The 19,025-nt window shown below is 71.7% G+C and carries 13 protein-coding genes and 2 pseudogenes; 7 read left to right on the top strand and 8 right to left on the bottom strand.

The genetic code is table 11. From position 1 onward, the window contains the following. Positions 1-7: 7 nt before the first annotated feature. Positions 8-1,402 carry a cation:dicarboxylase symporter family transporter gene (locus ABZ386_RS22915; RefSeq protein WP_351342573.1) on the top strand — a complete coding sequence of 465 codons (1,395 nt, stop codon included), beginning with the start codon at positions 8-10 and terminating at the stop codon, positions 1,400-1,402. Positions 1,403-1,533: 131 nt separating this feature from the next. Here ABZ386_RS22915 and ABZ386_RS22910 read toward each other — a convergent pair whose 3' ends face one another. Continuing rightward, positions 1,534-2,151 carry a TetR/AcrR family transcriptional regulator gene (locus ABZ386_RS22910; RefSeq protein WP_355723008.1) on the bottom strand — a complete coding sequence of 206 codons (618 nt, stop codon included), beginning with the start codon at positions 2,149-2,151 and terminating at the stop codon, positions 1,534-1,536. Between the two features lie 109 nt (positions 2,152-2,260). On the opposite strand from ABZ386_RS22910, the gene ABZ386_RS22905 reads away from it, so the two are divergent. Further along, positions 2,261-3,931, top strand: a complete 1,671-nt coding sequence (locus ABZ386_RS22905; RefSeq protein ID WP_351342577.1) for a DHA2 family efflux MFS transporter permease subunit — start codon at positions 2,261-2,263, stop codon at positions 3,929-3,931. A gap of 160 nt (positions 3,932-4,091) precedes the next feature. Here the strand turns inward: ABZ386_RS22905 and ABZ386_RS22900 are convergent, their stop codons facing one another. Together ABZ386_RS22900 and ABZ386_RS22895 are read right to left on the bottom strand one after the other, a co-directional pair. Beyond that, positions 4,092-4,991 (bottom strand): aldo/keto reductase, encoded by a 900-nt coding sequence (locus ABZ386_RS22900; RefSeq protein WP_358965693.1) that lies wholly within the window; start codon positions 4,989-4,991, stop codon positions 4,092-4,094. A gap of 1 nt (position 4,992) precedes the next feature. Further along, positions 4,993-5,910 carry an NAD-dependent epimerase/dehydratase family protein gene (locus ABZ386_RS22895; RefSeq protein ID WP_358965691.1) on the bottom strand — a complete coding sequence of 306 codons (918 nt, stop codon included), beginning with the start codon at positions 5,908-5,910 and terminating at the stop codon, positions 4,993-4,995. A gap of 105 nt (positions 5,911-6,015) precedes the next feature. Between ABZ386_RS22895 and ABZ386_RS22890 the strand changes: the two genes are divergently transcribed. From ABZ386_RS22890 to ABZ386_RS22870, 5 genes and pseudogenes are all read left to right on the top strand, one after another. Next, on the top strand, positions 6,016-6,459 hold the full coding sequence (locus ABZ386_RS22890; protein ID WP_351342583.1) for an Lrp/AsnC family transcriptional regulator: 444 nt from the start codon (positions 6,016-6,018) through the stop codon (positions 6,457-6,459). A 29-nt stretch (positions 6,460-6,488) separates the two neighbouring features. Then, a pseudogene (locus tag ABZ386_RS22885) lies at positions 6,489-6,940 on the top strand (MerR family transcriptional regulator). Beyond that, a complete protein-coding gene (locus tag ABZ386_RS22880; RefSeq protein WP_355722857.1) occupies positions 6,937-7,251 on the top strand; it encodes a thioredoxin family protein in 315 nt (104 codons plus the stop codon). Before ABZ386_RS22885 ends, ABZ386_RS22880 begins: the two are co-directional and overlap by 4 nt. 171 nt (positions 7,252-7,422) lie before the next feature. Then, a complete protein-coding gene (locus ABZ386_RS22875) occupies positions 7,423-9,654 on the top strand; it encodes an ATP-dependent DNA helicase (RefSeq protein WP_351342587.1) in 2,232 nt (743 codons plus the stop codon). Between the two features lie 63 nt (positions 9,655-9,717). Then, the gene (locus tag ABZ386_RS22870; protein WP_351342589.1) at positions 9,718-11,103 is read left to right on the top strand and encodes a cytochrome; all 1,386 of its coding nucleotides are present in this window, start codon (positions 9,718-9,720) and stop codon (positions 11,101-11,103) included. Here the strand turns inward: ABZ386_RS22870 and ABZ386_RS22865 are convergent. The 5 genes and pseudogenes from ABZ386_RS22865 to ABZ386_RS22845 form a co-directional block, all read right to left on the bottom strand. After that, positions 11,072-11,575: a hypothetical protein gene (locus ABZ386_RS22865; protein WP_358965689.1), complete on the bottom strand. Its 504-nt coding sequence runs from the start codon at positions 11,573-11,575 to the stop codon at positions 11,072-11,074. The two genes, ABZ386_RS22870 and ABZ386_RS22865, sit on opposite strands and share 32 nt — an antisense overlap. A gap of 125 nt (positions 11,576-11,700) precedes the next feature. After that, a complete protein-coding gene (gene glgB / locus ABZ386_RS22860; RefSeq protein ID WP_358965687.1) occupies positions 11,701-14,535 on the bottom strand; it encodes a 1,4-alpha-glucan branching enzyme in 2,835 nt (944 codons plus the stop codon). A gap of 32 nt (positions 14,536-14,567) precedes the next feature. Next, the gene (locus ABZ386_RS22855) at positions 14,568-16,010 is read right to left on the bottom strand and encodes a maltokinase (protein WP_351342595.1); all 1,443 of its coding nucleotides are present in this window, start codon (positions 16,008-16,010) and stop codon (positions 14,568-14,570) included. Between the two features lie 190 nt (positions 16,011-16,200). Further along, positions 16,201-17,901, bottom strand: coding sequence for a maltose alpha-D-glucosyltransferase (gene treS / locus ABZ386_RS22850; protein ID WP_351342597.1), 1,701 nt, complete (start codon positions 17,899-17,901; stop codon positions 16,201-16,203). Further along, positions 17,898-19,025: pseudogene (locus ABZ386_RS22845) on the bottom strand (alpha-1,4-glucan--maltose-1-phosphate maltosyltransferase); the annotation flags it as partial. The gene treS and the pseudogene ABZ386_RS22845, both read right to left, overlap by 4 nt.

The following is a 19,025-nucleotide window of genomic DNA, read 5'->3' as shown; positions in this document are numbered from 1 at the left end:
GGCCGCCGTGACCAGCGCAGCCGATACGGCACCTGCCGCACCCAAAGCCAAGCGGGACCGCACGCACTATCTCTACATCGCGGTGATCATCGCGGTCGCCGCCGGTATCGCGGTGGGTCTGGCCGCACCCGACTTCGCTGTCGAGCTGAAGCCCATCGGCACCGGCTTCGTGAACCTGATCAAGATGATGATCTCCCCGATCATCTTCTGCACGATCGTGCTGGGCATCGGCTCGGTGCGGAAGGCCGCCAAGGTCGGTGCCGTCGGCGGTATCGCCCTCGGCTACTTCACGGTGATGTCGCTGGTCGCGCTGGGCATCGGCCTGGTCGTCGGCAACATCCTGGAGCCGGGCACGGGCCTGGCGGTGACCGACGCCGTCAAGGACGCGGGCCACGCGCAGGTCGACGCCGAGGCCAAGGGCACCACCGAGTTCCTGCTGGGCATCATCCCGACCACGATCGTCTCCGCCTTCACCAACGAGTCGGTCCTGCAGACCCTGCTGATCGCGCTGCTCGCCGGCTTCGCGCTGCAGGGCATGGGCTCGGCGGGCCAGCCCATCCTGCGCGGCATCGAGCACATCCAGCGGCTCGTCTTCCGCATCCTCGCCATGGTGATGTGGGCCGCCCCGATCGGTGCCTTCGGCGCCATCGCCGCCGTCACCGGCTCCGCCGGCCTGGAAGCGCTCAAGAGCCTCGCCGTGCTGATGCTCGGCTTCTACGTGACCTGCTTCCTCTTCGTCTTCATCGTGCTCGGCGCGCTGCTGCGGGTGATCTCCGGCCTGAACATCTTCACGCTGTTCAAGTACCTCGGCCGTGAGTTCCTGCTGATCCTGTCCACCTCCTCCTCCGAGTCCGCGCTGCCGCGGCTCATCGCGAAGATGGAGCACCTGGGCGTCAGCAAGCCGGTGGTCGGCATCACCGTCCCGACCGGCTACTCCTTCAACCTCGACGGCACCATGATCTACATGACCATGGCGTCCCTGTTCATCGCCGACGCCATGGGCACCCCGATGTCCGTCGGCGAGCAGATCCCGCTGCTGCTCTTCCTGCTGGTCGCCTCCAAGGGCGCCGCCGGTGTCACCGGCGCCGGTCTCGCGACCCTGGCCGGTGGTCTGCAGTCGCACAAGCCCGCCCTGGTGGACGGCATCGGCCTCATCGTCGGCATCGACCGCTTCATGAGCGAGGCCCGCGCCCTGACCAACTTCGCCGGCAACGCCGTGGCGACCGTGCTGATCGGCACCTGGACCAAGGAGATCGACAAGGACCGGGTCAACCAGGTCCTCGCCGGGCAGCTGCCCTTCGACGAGAAGACGCTGCTGGACGACGGCCACGGCGGCCCGGCCGCCGACGACCAGGTCGAGGTGCCCGAGCCGGGCGGCGAGAAGGAGCTGGCGAAGGCCTGAGCGCCGCGCCGCCCCCGCGAGACTCCGGGCGGCTGGGTGTCCCCCCGTCGCCCAGCCGCCCGGTCCATGTCTCGCGAAGATCAGTCTCTCTCGAAGATCAATCTCTCGCGAAGATTGATGTCTCGCGAGGATCAATCGTTCAGCTTCGCCACCAGTTCGGTGGCCTTCGAGGCGGGCACGCCCGCCGCGGTCAGTACCGTGACCGCGGCGCAGCTGCCCGCCTCTCGTGCTGCCAGCAAGCCGTCGTTGACCGCCTCCAGCACGGCGATCAGCGTCTGCTCGTGCACATAGGCCAGGGCCGGCGCGGGCAGCGGTGAACTGAAGACGCCCTGGTCCAGGCCGCGCCGCAACAGACCGACGCTCTCCTCCCGGACGGGCGCGAGCCGCTCCCGGATGCCCTGCATGGTGACCGTGCGCTGGGCGAGCGCGACCAGCAGCCGGTAGCGGTCGGCGATCTCCCACACCGCCAGCACCGAGCGCGCCACGGCCTCCGCCGGGTCCTCCACTCCCTCGCGGCCCGCCGTGTGCGCGGCCGCCAGCGCCGCGACCGCCTCGTCGACGAGCGTGCTGATCAGCGCCTCGCGGTTCGGGAAGTGCCCGTAGACGGTCCGCCGTACGACGCCCGCGGCGCGGGCGATCTGGTCCATGGAGGCGTCGGGGTCCCGCAGCAGCTCCGCGAGGGCGACGTCGAGGATGCGGCGCCGGTTGGCGTCGGCGCGGCTGATGTTGCCCGTGGTCATGGACGCCATTGTGCCCCTCCTCGCAGTGACTTGCACAGCGCTGTGCAACGGCGTAGATTGCACAGCGTTGTGTAAATGCACACCCATGTGCAAATCAGCGAGGAAGGCACCCCCTGCCATGCGACTCGTCATGACCGAACCGGCCGAGAGGATGGACCGCCCCTACGCCCGCCGCTGGTGGGCGCTCCTCGTGCTCTGCCTGAGCCTGCTGATCATCGTGATGGCGAACACCGCCCTCACCGTCGCCGCGCCCGACATGACCGAAGACCTCGGCCTGTCCAGCGCCGACCTGCAGTGGGTCATCGACGGCTACACCGTCCCGTACGCCGCGCTGATGCTGCTGCTCGGCGCGATCGGCGACAAGTACAGCCGCCGGGGCGCGCTCGTCCTCGGTCTCGTCGTGTTCGGGGGCGGCGCGGTCTCCGGGTACCTCGCCGACAGCGCCACGGCGGTCATCGCCGCCCGTGCCGTGATGGGCGCCGGCGCCGCGATGATCATGCCCGCCACGCTGTCCCTGCTCGCCGCGACCTTCCCGCGCGCCGAACGCGCCAAGGCCATCACCCTGTGGACCGCCACGGCCGGGCTCGCCATCGCGGCCGGGCCGCTCGTCGCCGGGGCGCTGCTGGAGCACCACGGCTGGTCCTCCACGTTCCTCATCAACGTCCCCGTCGCCGCCCTGGCCATCGTCGGCGCGTTCGTCCTCGTGCCGCCGTCCAGGGCGGGGCACCACGGGCGCATCGACTACGGCGGCGGCCTGCTGTCCGTGGTGTGGATCGGCGCACTGGTCTACATGATCATCGAGGGTCCGCACTTCGGCTGGGGCGCCAAGGCCGTCACGGCGGCGGTCGTCGCGGGCGCCGGCCTCGTGGCCTTCGTGCTCTGGGAGCTGCGCCACCCGCGCCCGGTCCTGGACGTCCGCCGCTTCGCCGACCGCGGGTTCGCGGGCTCCAACCTCGCCGTCGCCCTGTTCTTCCTGGCGGTCTTCGGCGCCTTCTACTACCTCACCCAGCACCTGCAGTTCGTCCTCGGCTACGACGCCCTGGACACCGGGGTGCGGATGCTGCCGCTGGCGGGCGCCGTGTTCGTGGGCGCGGCACTCACCGGGTACCTCACGCCCCGGGTCGGCATGAAGTGGACCGTGACGGCCGGGATGGTCGGCGGTACGGCCGCCCTGGCGCTGCTCGCCCGGATCGACTCCGGGTCGTCGTACGGCGACTTCGTCGCGCCCCTGATCGTCCTCGGGCTCGCGATCGGGCTCGCGCTGTCGCCCTGCACGGACGCGATCATGGGGGCGTTCCCGGAGTCCGAGCTGGGGGTCGGCGGTGCGGTCAACGACACCTCGCTGGAGCTGGGCGGCTCGCTCGGCATCGCCATTCTCGGCTCGCTGCTGGCGACGTCGTACTCCGGCCACCTCTCGGACGCCACGGCCGGCGGCAAGCTGCCCGCGTCGTCCCTGGAGACGGCCCAGGACTCCGTCGGCGCCGGGTACGCCGTGGCGCAGGGCATCGGCGACAAGGCACGGCAGCTGGCCGAGCAGGCGGCGCACACGAGTGACCCGCAGCAGGCGGAGCGGCTCAAGGCGCAGGCCGGTCAACTGGCCGACGGGGCCAGGCAGATGGCCGACGCGGTGGGGGCGTCCTTCTCCGACGCGGTCGCGCACACCAGCCTGATCGGCGCGGTGGTCCTGGGCGTCGGCACGGTGGTGGTGGCGCTGCTGCTGCCCGGCAAGCAGCAGGCCGCGGACGAGCCCGCCGAGGACAGGGAACTGGAGTCCGCGGGGACCCGATAAGGGTGCCGGCGAAGGCACACGAAGGCTCTAGGGGGTGTCCGCAAAGTCACGCCTGCCCCGCGACGCCTGGCACGCTCCCCCAAGCTCTTCGAGCAGGGGGACCCCCATGGCGCCGCAGGGCCCGCCCTCCGGGCGAACGACGCGACTTTGCGGACACCCCCTAGGCGCGGACTGGCGCGGCGGCCCTGTCCAGTCGGGCCCGTTCCTCCGCACTGAGCCGCAGGTCCGCCGCGGCGGCCGAGTCCCGGGCCGTCTCCGGCCGGCTCGCCCCGGGGATCGGGACGACGGCCGGGGACCGGGTCAGCAGCCAGGCCAGTCCGACCCGTTGGGGGCTGACGCCGCGTTCCGCCGCGACCTCGTGGAAGGCGGCGAAGCGGGCCGCTCCCTCCGTGCGCGAGGGCCCGTCCAGGGAGCTGCGGGCCAGCCCGCCCAGCGGGCTCCACGGCAGGAACGCCAGCCCGAGTCCGGCGCAGAGCCGCAACTCGGGCTCGCTGTCCCGGACGGCGGGGGAGTACCGGTTCTGCACCGACACCAGCCGGTCGCCGAGGATCGCCCGGGCCCGGCGGATCTGGTCCGCGTCCGTGTTGGACACCCCGGCCAGCCGGATCGTGCCCGCGTCGAGCAGCTCGCGCAGCGCGCCGACCGACTCCTCGAACGGCACGGAAGGGTCCGGCTTGTGCAGCTGGTACAGGCCGATCGCCTCGACCCCCAGCCGCTTCAGCGATGCCTCGGCGGCGGCCTTGAGGTGGCGGGGGGAGCCGTCCACCGTCCAGTCGCCGCCGGCCGGACGGCCCCGGCCGCCCTTCGTGGCCACCAGCACGTCCGAGGTGTCACCGCCGTAGGCGGCCAGCGCGCGGGCCACCAGACGCTCGTTGTGGCCGGGCTCCGCACCCGGCAGATGGTAGGAGTCGGCGGTGTCCAGGAGGGTCACGCCCGCGTCGAGCGCGGCGTGCACGGTCGCCAGGGCGCGCTCCTCGTCCGGCCGGCCCTCGATGGACAGCGGCATCGCGCCGAGCCCGACCGCGCTCACCCGCACCCCGCCCAGCATGCGGTACCGCATGTCAGTCGCCCTTCCCGAGCGTCTCGGCGACGGCCGTCGGCAGCCACTGCCGGGCGTCGGTGAAGGCGAAGCCGAGCCGGGCGGCCCGGGTGTTGTCCATGCCGTAGGAGCGGCGGAAGGAGAACGGCGAGACCTCGCCGACCTCGACCGGCCGGAACACGGCCCTGCCGCCCGGGACCCGCGCGGCCACCGCCGCGCACAACTCCTCGGTGGTCAGCGTCCCGTGGGAGGCGGCGTTCACCGGCCCGGTGAAGTCCTGGCCCGCCGCCCAGGCCAGGAAGCGGGCGATCTCCTCGACGTACACATAGGTGGCCGGACGGTTCACGGCCGGGACGGCGATCGGCTCGCCGGCGCGCATGCGGTCGGCGTAGTGGGCCAGCCGCCCGGTGAAGTCGTCGTCCCCGCCCAGCACATGGGCGACCCGCACGCTGGTGGACGGAAACCCCGGGCCCGCGGCGAGCACCGCCTCGGCCTGCCGCTTGCCCTCCCCGTAGTGGGACTCCCGGAACGCGGGGTCGTCCCACGGCAGGTCCAGGTCGACGGTGACGGTGGACGGGTCGACGGCCTCCTCGCGCACGAGGACGGGGGAGTCCTCGTACTCGTACACCTCGACCGTCGAGGTCAGCACATAGCGGCGGGTTCGGCCGGTGAAGACGCGGCGGGCGATCGCCGCCTGGCGCGGTGTGTAGCAGACCTGGTCGACGACGGCGTCGAAGACGCGGGAGCCGAGCGCGCCGGTCAGCGACCGTTCGTCGTCCCGGTCGGCGACCAGGTGCTCCACCCCGGCGGGCGGCGGGGCGGACCCCCGGTTCAGCACCGTGACGCGGTGCCCCTCGGCGAGCAGCCGTGCGATCAGACGCTTTCCGACGTAGCGGTTCCCGCCGATGACCAGTACTTCCCGGGCCTTTTCCATGACCATAATTCTCCCGGCGCACATCCACGTGCTGAAGGGGGAACCATGGGAGCTACGGCCGCCACGCCGAAAGAACCACGGCATCTTCGGGCCGCCGCCAACGAAACATCGGTGGGGTTCGACGCGCTGGACCGGCAGATCCTCGAACTGCTCCAGACCGACGGCCGGATCAAGCTCAGCGAGCTGGGCCGCCGGGTCCGGCTCAGCCCCGCGGCGGTCACCGAGCGGGTGCGGCGACTGGAGTCGGCGGGCGTCATCAGCGGCTACGGCGCCCACGTCGTGCCGGCCCGGCTCGGCTACGGCATCCAGGCGTTCGTACGGGTCGATCCGCACGGCGGCTACACCCTGAAGCACCCCAGGACCCTGGAGCTGATCGAGCGCCCCGAGATCACCGAGGTGCACCACGTGGTCGGGGAGGACTGCTGGTTCCTCAAGGTCGCCGTCCGGGACACCGTCCACCTGGAGGAGGTCCTGGAGGAGATCTCCGCGCTGGGCCGCACCACGACCTCGATCGTGCTGACCTCACCGGTGGAGCGGAAACCGCTGTTGCCTTGACGTCGGGGTCAAGGATTACGTTCGTGCGCATGCGAATCGGCGAGCTGGCCGCCCGCGCCGGGACCACGACGCGGACGCTGCGGTACTACGAGGCGCGGGGCCTGCTGCCCGCGCGGCGCACGGATGGGGGTCCCCCCTGCTCGAGCGGAGCCGAGAGCTTGGGGGAGGATACCGGACCTACGACGAGAGCGATCTGCGGCTGCCGCGGCAGATCCGGACGCTGCAGGACTTCGGGTTCGACCTGGAGGAGACGCGGCCCTTCGTGGAGTGCCTGCGTGCCGGGCACCCCGAGGGCGACTCCTGCCCGGCGTCCCTCGCGGTCTACCGGCGCAAGCTGGACGAACTCGACTTGCTCATCGACCAGCTGAGCACCGTCCGGGAGACGGTCGCGCGGCAGCTGGCGCGGGCCGAGCTGGCCGCCGAGGCCGAGGCTCCGGGAGGTCCGGAGCCGAGTTGCGAGCTGGGGAGGCACCCATGGTGACCGACGTGACGGACGCGGACTTCGAGGCCGAGGTGATCGGCGCGGAGCCGCCGGTCCTGGTGGAGTTCACCGCCGACTGGTGCCCGCCCTGCCGGCAGATGGCGCCGGTGCTCAAGGCCCTCGCCTTCGAGGAGGGCGACCGGCTGAAGGTGGTGCAACTGAACGTGGACCACAACCCGCTGACCACCAACGCCTGCAAGGTGCTCTCCATGCCGACGTTCATGGTGTTCCGCGACGGCGAGCCCGTGAAGGCCATGGTGGGCGCGCGGGCCAAGCGGAAGCTGCTGGAGGAGCTGTCCGACGTGCTGTAGAGAGCCGCCCCGACACGAGGAAATCCCCCGGGCAATTGCGCCCGGGGGATTTCCTTGCGTATATTTGTCTGTTCGTGACTTCAAGTCGATTGGAGCCACGGAGAAGCTTAGTGAGCACAGTATATCCGGGCGGGAGCGGAATTGTCAAACACCGAATTTCCGGACGATGAATTGCGACAGGAACAGGAATTCATCGACGGGTTGTACGCGCGCGTGGACGCGCTGCGCGGCGACGCCGAGACCTCCGTCACGGACGCGCTCGCGCAGGGCAACACCCCCATGCAGGCCAGACTGGAGCGGGACATCCTCGTGGCCGAGCGCTCCGGGCTGCTCGCCGCGCTGAACGCGGTGGACGGCTCCCTGTGCTTCGGCCGCATCGACCTCACCTCCGGCACCACCCACCACATCGGCCGTATCGGCCTGCGCACCGACGACGCCGAGCGCACGCCCGTCCTGATCGACTGGCGCGCCGACGTCGCCCGGCCCTTCTACCTGGCCACCGGCCACACCCCGATGGGCCTCAGGCGCCGGCGGCACATCGCCACCGACGGCCGCAGGGTCACCCACCTGCACGACGAGATCCTCGACCTCGGCGACGAGACCCGCACCGGCCACGAGGACCCCTCGGGCGACGCCGTGCTGCTCGCCGCGCTCAACTCGGCCCGCACCGGCCGCATGAGCGACATCGTGCAGACCATCCAGGCAGACCAGGACCGCATCATCCGCGCCCCGCACCGCGGCGTCCTGGTGGTGGAGGGCGGCCCGGGCACCGGCAAGACGGCCGTCGCCCTGCACCGCGCCGCCTACCTGCTCTACGAGCACCGCGAACTGCTCGCCAAGCGGGCGGTGCTGATCGTCGGGCCCAACCCGGCGTTCCTCGGCTACATCGGCGAGGTGCTGCCCTCCCTCGGCGAGACCGGCGTGCTCCTCGCGACCGTCGGCGAGCTGTACCCGGGCGTGAAGGCGACCGCCACGGACACGCCCGAGGCGGCCGCCGTGAAGGGCCGCGCCGGCATGGCCGACGTGCTCGCCGAGGTCGTCCGCAGCCGGCAGGCGCTGCCCGACCCGGTCATCGCCATCGAGCACGACCGCGAGGTCCTCATGCTCGACGACGGCCTGGTCAACGTCGCCCGCGAGCGCACCCGCGCCGCCAAGCTGCCGCACAACGCCGCCCGCGAGCACTTCGAGGGCCACATCCTCAACGCGCTCACCGACCTGTACGCCGAGCGGATCGGCACCGACCCCTTCGACGGCTCCAGCCTGCTCGACCCCAGCGACATCACCCAGATCCGCGACGACCTCGCCGAGAACCCCGAAGTGTGGTCCGCCATCGACCAGTTGTGGCCGGTGCTGACCCCGCAGCGGCTCGTCGCGGACTTCCTCGCCGCGCCCGAGGAGTTCCTGCCCGCCGAGGACGCCGACGCCGTACGCCGCCCGGTGACCCGGCGCTGGACCGTCGCGGACGTGCCGCTGCTCGACGAGGCCGCCGAACTCCTCGGCGAGGACGACCGGCTGGCCCGCGAGCGCGCCGAGCGCGAGCGGGAGCGGCAGATCGCCTACGCGCAGGGCGTGCTCGACGTGTCGTACGCCTCCCGGACCTACGAGTTCGAGGACAAGGAGGAGGACGACCCCGAAAGCTCCGAGGTGCTGTCCGCGCACGACATCATCGACGCCGAGCGGTTCGCCGAACGGCACGAGGAGGACGACCACCGCAGCGCCGCCGAGCGCGCCGCCGCCGACCGCACCTGGGCGTTCGGGCACATCATCGTCGACGAGGCGCAGGAGCTGTCGCCGATGGCGTGGCGGCTGCTGATGCGGCGCAGCCCGACCCGCTCGATGACCCTGGTCGGCGACCCCGCCCAGACCGCGGAGGCGGCCGGCGTCGGCTCCTGGTCGGGCATCCTCGCCCCGTACGTCGAGGACCGCTGGGAGCACACCCGCCTGGGCGTCAACTACCGCACCCCCGCCGAGATCATGGACGTCGCGGCGGCCGTGGTCCGCGCCGAGAACCCGGAGTTCGAGCCGCCCAGCTCGGTCCGCTCCACCGGCGTACGCCCCTGGGCCCGGGCCACCGACGACCTGCCCGGCGCCGTCGCCAAGGCCGTCGGGGAACTCACCCCGGCCGAGGGACGGCTCGCGGTGATCGCGCCGCGCGACCTCCACCGGGGCATCGCGGCCCGGCTGGACGGCGTCACGGCGGGCGCCGAACCCGACCTCACCCAGACGGTCGTGCTCCTCGACCCTCGCCAGGCCAAGGGCCTGGAGTTCGACTCCGTCCTCGTGGTCGAGCCCGGCCGGTACGGCACCAGCGACCTGTACGTGGCCCTGACCCGGGCCACCCAGCGGCTCGGCGTGCTGCACACCGGGGAGCTGCCGAAGGCGCTGGCGGACGCCTTCGTGTAGGAGCGGTAACAGTTCGTGGCGTAGTCACTGCCCGTGCACGTCCGGTGCGGTAAGCGTTGCCGTATGGAAGCCCAGCCCTACGCGGCCGCGCCGGACGACAGCCCGGTGATCGGATCGCTGCCCGTCGAGCCGCTGCTCACCTCGGAGTTCGACGCCGACCCCGCGGCCGTCTACCGGCGGCTGCGCGGCCGCCACGGCCCGGTGGCACCGGTCGGGCTGATGGGCGTGCCCGTGTGGCTCGTCCTCGGCTACCGCGAGGTCCTCGACGTGCTGCGCAACGAGTCCCTCTGGCGGCGCGACATCCGCTACTGGCGGGCCCGCGCCCAGGGCGAACTGCCGTCCGGCTGGCCGCTGCTGGCCGGGTACGAGGTGCGGCAGACGATGTTCATGGACGACGAGGAACACCGCGCCGCCCGCCAGACCCTGCACACCGCGCTGCGGCCCTTCCAGGAGGCGCGCGGCCCGCAGGGCTGGGAGCTGCGGGCGGCCGTCTCCCGGTACGCGGACGGTCTCGTCGCGCTGCTGGCCGCCGAGTCCGGCTCGGCCGGCTTCGCCGACCTGGGCGCCCAGTACACCCGGCCGCTGCTGCTCATGGTCACCACGAAGCTGTTCGGCTGTCCGGTGGACCTCGGCGACGAACTCGTCATGGACCTGTGGCGGATGCTCGACGGCGGCCCGGGCGCCGAACCCGCCACCGCCCGGGCCCTGGCGGCCTTCACGCGGCTCGCCGCCCACCGCCGGGCCCGCCCCGGCGACGACCTCACCTCGTACCTGCTGCTGGCCGACCCGCAGCTGTCCGACGAACAGCTCGGCCGGGAGCTGTTCATGAACGCGGTCTACCTGAACGACATCACGGGCAACATGGTGCTCAACACCCTGCTGGAGGTCATCCGCGGCAACGCCACCGTCCGCCGCAGCCTGGCGGCGGGGCAACCGGGCGAGACGGTCAACCGGGCGGCCCTCGCCAACCCGCCGGTCGCCAACATGTGCTTCCGCTTCGCCGCGCGGGACACCCCGCTCGGCAACTACTGGATCCGGGCCGGGGACGCGGTATCGCCGTCGGCCGCCGCCGCCCACCAGGACCTCCTCGCGATCGGCACCTCGCGTCTGGTCGACCCGGCCCTCAGCACCCGCTCCCACCTGGGCTGGGGCGCAGGCCAGCACCAGTGCCCCGCGGCCGCGCGGGAACTCGCCGGTGCGCTGGTGGCGCAGGCGGTGGGCCGCATCCTCGACCACCTCACCACCGTGGAACTCACCCTCCCGCCCGACCAGTTGCCCTGGCGGACGGGCCCGGTGGTGCGGGGCCTGCGCCTGTTGCCGGTGCGCTACGAGATGCGCCGGCCCCCCTCCCAGCACCGCGGCGGCGTGCCGCCTACCGAGGAGCCGGACCACCGGACCAGGGGCCTGCTGGCCGGGCTCAGAAGGCTGATGTTCCGCGGCCAGGGCTGAACGGGCGCACCGCGGCGGCCTTCCGGGCGCGCAGTTCGACCGCGTAGCCCGCGCCGATGGCGAGCAGCGCGGCGGAGAGGGCGAGGACCGCCGTCGCCCCGTTCATCCACGCGTAGCCGGGGTCGCTGGAGTAGACGGAGCCGTCGTCGCGGACACAGTCGAAGCGCAACGGCAGGTACGAGGACCGGTGGTGGCTCAGGCCGTGGACCGTGGCCGGGTCGAAGCCGTCGCGGCAGGCCGGCGCCGGGACCGAGTTCGCCCCGTCGTTGAAGTCCGACTCCGACGTCAGCACGGCGAAGAGGCCCAGGGAGTACACGGCCGCGGCCGCCCACGCGGCCATCGCCGCCGCCCGGCGCATCAGATGCACCGGCCACGGCTCGGGCCGCCCGGGGAACGCCATCGCGGCGGTCCCGGCGGCGGCGATGATCGCGGCGAGGGCGCAGGCCGCCGAGATACCGAGACCCACCAGCACGGGCCTCAGTCCCTTCCGGGCCGGCGGATGAGCGGGGTGGCACGCATGCGGCCACCCCACCAGGCCCGGACCCGACGGGCTGTGACGGAAGCCACTCCTCCCGTCACAGCGCTGTCACAGGCCGCCTACGCCGGACGCAGCCACACCGTGGCCAGCGGCGGCAGGGTCAGGCGGATGCTCGCCGGACGGCCGTGCCAGGGCTGCGCCTCGGGCTTGACCGGGTCGGCCCGCGTGACGTCGCTGCCGCCGTAGCGGGCGGCGTCGGTGTTGACCGCCTCGTGCCAGGCGGGCACGTCCTCGGGCACGCCCAGGCGGTAGTCCTGGCGCACGACCGGCGCGAAGTTGGACACCGCGAGCAGCGGGTTGCCCTCCGGGTCCAGCCTCAGAAACGCGAGCACGTTGTCGTCGGCGGCGTCCCCGACGATCCACTCGAAGCCGTCCGGGTCGGTGTCGAGCCGCCACAGCGCCGGGGTGGCGCGGTAGACGGTGTTGAGGTCGCGGACCAGGTCACGCACGCCCCGGTGGTCGGCCTCCGCCCCGTAGCCCGGGTCCAGCAGCCACCAGTCGGGGCCGTGCGCCTCGGACCACTCGGCGCCCTGCGCGAACTCCTGCCCCATGAACAGCAGTTGCTTGCCCGGGTGGGCCCACATGAAGCCGAGGTAGGCCCGGACCCCGGCGCGCTGCTGCCACCAGTCGCCCGGCATCTTCGACACCAGGGAGCCCTTGCCGTGCACCACCTCGTCGTGGGAGATGGGCAGGACGTAGTTCTCGCTGTACGCGTACACCATCGAGAACGTCATCTCGTGGTGGTGGTACTTGCGGTACACCGGCTCGTGGCTCATGTACTGCAGCGAGTCGTGCATCCAGCCCATGTTCCACTTCAGCCCGAACCCGAGCCCGCCGAAACCGCTCGGGCCCTTGTGGTGGGTGGCGCGGGTGACGCCGTCCCAGGCGGTGGACTCCTCGGCGATCGTGACCACTCCGGGCACCCTGCGGTACACCGTCGCGTTCATCTCCTGCAGGAACGCCACCGCGTCCAGGTTCTCCCGGCCGCCGTGCTCGTTGGGCGTCCACTGGCCCGGCTCGCGCGAGTAGTCGAGGTAGAGCATCGAGGCGACCGCGTCCACGCGCAGCCCGTCGATGTGGAACTCCTCGCACCAGTACACGGCGTTCGCGACGAGGAAGTTGCGCACCTCGTTGCGCCCGTAGTCGAACTCCAGCGTGCCCCAGTCGGGGTGCGCGGCCCGCAGCGGATCCGCGTGCTCGTACAGGGGCCGGCCGTCGAACTCGGCCAGCGCCCAGTCGTCGCGCGGGAAGTGCGCCGGCACCCAGTCCATGATCACGCCGATGCCGGCCTGGTGCAGCTTGTCGACCAGGTACCGGAAGTCGTCCGGCGTGCCCAGCCGGGCCGTCGGCGCGTAGAAGCCGGTGACCTGGTAGCCCCAGGAGCCGCCGAACGGATGCTCCGCGACCGGCATCAGCTCGACGTGCGTGAAGCCCAGGCCCTTCACATAGCCGGGGAGCTGCTCGGCGAGCTGACGGTAGGTCAGCCCCGGGCGCCAGGACGGCAGGTGCACCTCGTACACCGAGAACGGCGCCTCGTGCGCCGGGCCCTCGGCACGGCGGGACAGCCAGTCGGCGTCGCCCCACTCGTACTCCGAGGACGTGATGACCGACGAGGTCGCGGGCGGCACCTCCGTGCGGCGGGCCAGCGGGTCGGCACGCATCGTCTTCGAACCGTCGGGCCGGGTGATCTCGTACTTGTACAGCTCACCCTCGCCGATGTCCGGCAGGAACAGCTCCCACACCCCCGACGAGCCCAGCGAGCGCATGGCGTGGCCGGTGCCGTCCCAGAAGTTGAAGGTGCCGGCCACGCGCACGCCCCGCGCGTTCGGCGCCCACACCGCGAAGCGGGTGCCGGTCACGCCCTGGTGGGTCATCGGGTGCGCGCCCAGCGCCGTCCACAGCTCCTCGTGCCGGCCCTCGCCGATCAGGTGCAGGTCGAGGTCGCCCAGCGTGGGCAGGAAACGGTAGGCGTCCTCGGTCTCCAGGACCGTGCCCTCGTACGCGACGAGCAGCCGGTACTCCGGGACCTCCGGCAGCGGCAGCAGCCCGGAGAAGAACCCCTCGCCGTCGGCGTGCAGCTCCGCCCGCAGCTCCCCGGCGATCACGGTCACCGACCGGGCGTACGGCCGGAACGCCCGGAAGGCGATGCCGCCGGGCACGGGGTGCGCGCCGAGCACGGAGTGCGGGTCGTGGTGTGTACCGGCGAGCAGCCGCTCCCGGTCCACCGCGTCCACCGCGGGCGAGACGGCGACCTCCATCTCCGGGGGGACGACCTGGGCGGCAGCGGCCTTCCCCGCCACCGCCTTCTTCGCCGGGGCTTTCCTGACAGCGGCCTTCTTCGCAGCGGCCTTCTTGGCGGGCGCCTTGGTGGCCGTGGCCTTCTTGGCCGTCGTCTTCTTGGCAGCGGTCTTCTTGGCAGCCGCCGTCGTGGTCGTGGACTTGGCCGCGGTGGACTTCGCGGTCGTGGGCTTCGCCGTCGTGGGCTTCGCCGTCGTGGGTTTCGCCGCGGCAGCCTTCTTCGTGACGGCCTTCTTGGCAGTGGTCTCCTTGGCAGCGGTCTTCTTCGCGGCGGCCTTGGCGGGTGCCGCCTTCTTCGCGACCGCCTTCTCGGGTGCCGTCTTCTTGGCGACCGCCTTCTTCGCGGTCGTCTTCGCCGGCGCCGCCTTCTTCGCGGTGGCCTTGGACGCGGGTGACTGCCCGGCCGGCGTCTTCTTGGCGGCGGCCTTCTTGGCGGCGGTCGTCTTCGCGGGGGCCGTCTTCTTCGCCGCTGCCTGTTTCGGCACCGCCGTCTTCTTCGCGGCGCTCTTCTTCTGGGCGGCCGTGGGCTGCTCGGGGATCTTCTCCCCGGCCGTCCCCTGGGGACGCGAACCGCTGGACTCAGGGCGGGGGGTCACGGGCGGAGCCTCCTGGGCGAAGGTGGGTCAGGTCAGGTCAGGTGGCCGGACGAGGCGAGCCGGTCTATGGCGGCCAGGGGCACCGGCAGCCAGTCGGGGCGGTGCCGGGCCTCGTACACCACCTCGTAGATCGCCTTGTCCGTCTCGTAGGCGCGCAGCAGCACCGGGTCGGTGCGCGGATCGCGGCCGGAGGCCTCCGCGTAGCCGGAACAGTACGCGGAGCGGCAGGTCTCGGCCCAGTCCGGCTGGGGCGGATCGGCCGAGCGTGCCGCGTAGTCGAAGGACCGCAGCATGCCGGCGACGTCCCGCACCGCGGGCTGCGGCATGCGCCGCTCGGCCAGCGGCCGGGCCGGTTCGCCCTCGAAGTCGATCAGCTTCCACTCGCCGGCCGGCGAGCGCAGGCACTGACCGAGGTGCAGATCGCCGTGCACGCGCTGCGCGGTCCAGGTGCGGCCCTCGGCGGCCAGGTCGGCGAGGGCCGTGAACGCCGACCGCAGCCCGCTCGCGTACGGCCGCAGCGCGGGCACCGCGTGGACGGCCGCCTCCAGCCGCTCGGTCATGCCGTCGACCATGAGCCGCAGCTGCGCGTGACCGAGCGTGACCGTCGGCAACGCCCGGGCCAGCGCGGTGTGCACCTCGGCGGTCGCCCGCCCCAGGGCCCGCGCCTCGGCGCCGAAGTCCTCGCCCTTGGCCAGTTCGCGCAGCGCCAGCTCCCAGCCGTCCGAGGCGCCCTGCACGAACGGCTGGAGCACCCCCAGCACGTACGGCTGGCCGGCGTGGTCCGCCGGGCCCGCGGAGAGGACCGGGTCCGCGGCGGTCGGGACGTCGGCGACCATCCAGGCCGTCGGCGCGGGCACCCGGGGGCAGTCCTCGCGGGCCAGCGCCAGCGGCAGCTCCAGGTCCGGATTGACCCCGGGGACGATCCGGCGCAACAGCTTCAGGATGAACGTATCTCCGTAGACGATCGACGAGTTGGACTGTTCCGCGGTCACCACGCGCGGTACCAGCCCGGACCGGATGTCCTGGTCGGGGTCCCGGTCGAAGCTGAGCGCGCCGATACGGGCCCGGGTGCGCAGCGCCTCCAGGAGCAGCTCGGCGGGCCTGGTGTCGTGCAGGGCGTCGTAGACCGTCAGGCCGGCGAGCGGGCCCGACGGCACGTGTCCGATGAGCGCGGGCGCCAGCCGAGGCGGCAGCGCCTCGCGCACGCCTATCAGCAGCTGGTAGCAGTCGCCGGGGTGGCCGGGCGCCCCGTGGGACGGCACGAGCGGCTGGTGGGCGCGGACGAGCAGGTGGTACAGGCCGAGCTTCGCCGAGGGCGGCAGCAGCTCGGTGGCCTCGACCAGCGTGAACCCGGTGACCGGTCGTCCCTTGCCCGCGAACCAGCGCTGCCGCGGCAGCCACTCCCGCAGCAGCGGATCCAGGGATGCGAGAAGGCCGGGCGGGGTGGTGACGGTGCGTGTGACGGCTTCCGACATGGCGTCGCGTCCTTTCACCCATTCTTGGTGCGCCTCGGCGCCTTCAGCCGGTGCCGGCGGGCGCCCCTCCGGCTCACGCGGGTGGGCGGGGTGTTACTGATGCGTGCCCCGGGCGGGGCAGGGGAAACGCCCCGCCACGGGGGTTTGCGGCCTGCCCCGCGTATCTGGCCTCACAGGGCCGTTTCAGACCTCATACGGTGTCCTTGCGGAGCCGGAACCAGTAGAAGCCGTGGCCCCCCAGCGTCAGCAGGTACGGCAGCTCGCCGATGGCCGGGAACCGGACCCCGCCGAACAGCTCCACCGGGTGCCGGCCCTCGAAGGCGCTGAGATCCAGCTCCGTGGGCTGCGCGAAACGCGAGAAGTTGTTCACGCACAGCACCAGGTCGTCCTCGTACTCCCGCAGGAACGCCAGCACCGCCGGGTTCGTCGACGGCAGCTCGGTGTAGGAGCCGAGCCCGAAGGCCGGGTTCTGCTTGCGGATCTCGATCATGCGGCGGGTCCAGTGCAGCAGCGACGACGGCGAGGCCATGGACGCCTCGACGTTCGTGACCTGGTAGCCGTAGACCGGGTCCATGATCGTGGGCAGGAACAGCCGGCCCGGGTCGGACGAGGAGAAGCCGGCGTTGCGGTCCGGGGTCCACTGCATCGGGGTCCGGACGGCGTCCCGGTCGCCGAGCCAGATGTTGTCGCCCATGCCGATCTCGTCGCCGTAGTACAGGATCGGCGAGCCGGGCAGCGACAGCAGCAGGGCCGTGAACAGCTCGATCTGGTTGCGGTCGTTGTCCAGCAGCGGGGCGAGACGGCGCCGGATGCCGATGTTGGCGCGCATCCGCGGGTCCTTGGCGTACTCGGCCCACATGTAGTCGCGCTCTTCGTCGGTGACCATCTCGAGCGTGAGCTCGTCGTGGTTGCGCAGGAAGATGCCCCACTGGCAGCCCGAGGGAATGGCGGGGGTCTTGGCCAGGATCTCGGAGACCGGGTAGCGGGATTCCCGCCGGACGGCCATGAAGATGCGCGGCATGACCGGGAAGTGGAAGGCCATGTGGCACTCGTCGCCGCCGCTCGGGTAGTCGCCGAAGTAGTCGACGACGTCCTCGGGCCACTGGTTGGCCTCGGCGAGCAGCACGGTGTCCGGGTACTGCGCGTCGATCTCCTTGCGCACCCGCTTCAGGAAGGCGTGGGTGGCCGGGAGGTTCTCGCAGTTGGTGCCCTCCTCCTGGTACAGGTACGGCACCGCGTCCAGCCGGAACCCGTCGATGCCCAGGTCCAGCCAGAACTTCAGCGCGGAGATCATCTCCTCCTGCACGGCCGGGTTCTCGTAGTTGAGGTCCGGCTGGTGGGAGAAGAAGCGATGCCAGTAGTACTGCTTGCGGACCGGGTCGAAGGTCCAATTGGAGGCCTCGGTGTCGACGAAGATGATGCGCGCGTCCGGGAACTGCTTGTCGTCGTCCGCCCACACGTAGTAGTCGCCGTAGGGCCCGTCCGGGTCCTTGCGCGATTCCTGGAACCACGGGTGCTGGTCGCTGGTGTGGTTCATGACGAAGTCGATGATCACGCGCATGCCGCGCTGGTGGGCGGCGTCGACGAACTCCACGAAGTCGGCGAGGTCGCCGAACTCCGGCAGTACGGCGGTGTAGTCGGAGACGTCGTAGCCGCCGTCGCGCAGCGGCGACTTGAAGAAGGGCGGCAGCCACAGGCAGTCGACGCCCAGCCACTGGAGGTAGTCGAGCTTGGCGGTCAGGCCCTTCAGGTCACCGACGCCGTCGCCGTTGCTGTCCTGGAACGAGCGGACGAGCACCTCGTAGAAGACGGCGCGCTTGAACCACTCCGGGTCGCGGTCCCTGGCGGGTGTGTCCTCGAAGGTGTCCGGAACGGGTTCGTTGACGATCATGTTGTGGGTGACCCTCCGATCTGCGGGGTGGACGGTCGCAGAACCGAGAAGACATGCGCGGGCCTATGGCCCGGTTCGAGGCGCACGTAGTTGGCCCTGCCCCAGTGATAGGTCTCGCCGGTGAGCTCGTCGCGCACCAGCACCGACTCGTGCCAGTCCAGGCCGAGTTGCGGCATGTCCAACGAGACCGTGGCCTCCTGGGTGTGGTGGGGGTCGAGGTTGGCAATGACCAGAACCGTGTTCGAACCCTTCCGCTTCGAATAGGCGATCACCGCTTCCTTGTCCGCGTGGTGGAAGTGGAGGTCGCGCAGCTGCTGGAGGGCCGGGTTCTCGCGCCGGATGGTGTTGAGCCGGGTCAGCAGCGGGGCGATGGTGCGGCCCTCGCGTGCGGCGGCCGCCCAGTCGCGGGGCCTGAGCTGGTACTTCTCCGAGTCGAGGTACTCCTCGCTGCCTTCCCGGAGCGGGGTGTTCTCGCACAGTTCGTAGCCGGAGTAGATGCCCCAGGTCGGCGAGAGCGTGGCGGCGAGGACGGCACGGACCTCGAAGGCGGGCCGGCCGCCGTGCTGGAGGTAGGCGTGCAGGATGTCGGGGGTGTTGGGGAAGAAGTTCGGCCGCATGTAGGAGGCCGCCTCGCCCGACAGCTCCGTGAGGTACTCGGTGAGTTCTTCCTTGGTGTTGCGCCAGGTGAAGTACGTGTAGGACTGCTGGAAGCCGATCTGGGCCAGGGTGTGCATCATCGCCGGGCGGGTGAACGCCTCGGCCAGGAAGATCACATCGGGGTCGGTGCGGTTGATGTCCGCGATGACCCGCTCCCAGAAGACGACCGGCTTGGTGTGCGGGTTGTCCACGCGGAAGATCCGCACCCCGGCATCCATCCAGTGCCGCAGCACCCGCAGCGTTTCGGCGACCAGGCCGTCCATGTCCGCGTCGAAGGCGATGGGGTAGATGTCCTGGTACTTCTTCGGCGGGTTCTCGGCGTAGGCGATGGTGCCGTCGGGGCGGTGGTGGAACCACTCGGGGTGCTTTTGCACCCAGGGGTGGTCGGGGGAGCACTGCAGGGCGAAGTCCAGGGCGATCTCCATGCCCAGCTCGCGGGCCTGGTGAACGAACCAGGTGAAGTCCTC

Source organism: Streptomyces sp. NPDC006140 (assembly GCF_040628815.1).
In the GTDB taxonomy this organism is placed as follows: domain Bacteria; phylum Actinomycetota; class Actinomycetes; order Streptomycetales; family Streptomycetaceae; genus Streptomyces.
The sequence above is the reverse complement of the archived record's forward strand: the minus strand, read 5'-3'. Positions and strand labels throughout refer to the sequence as shown.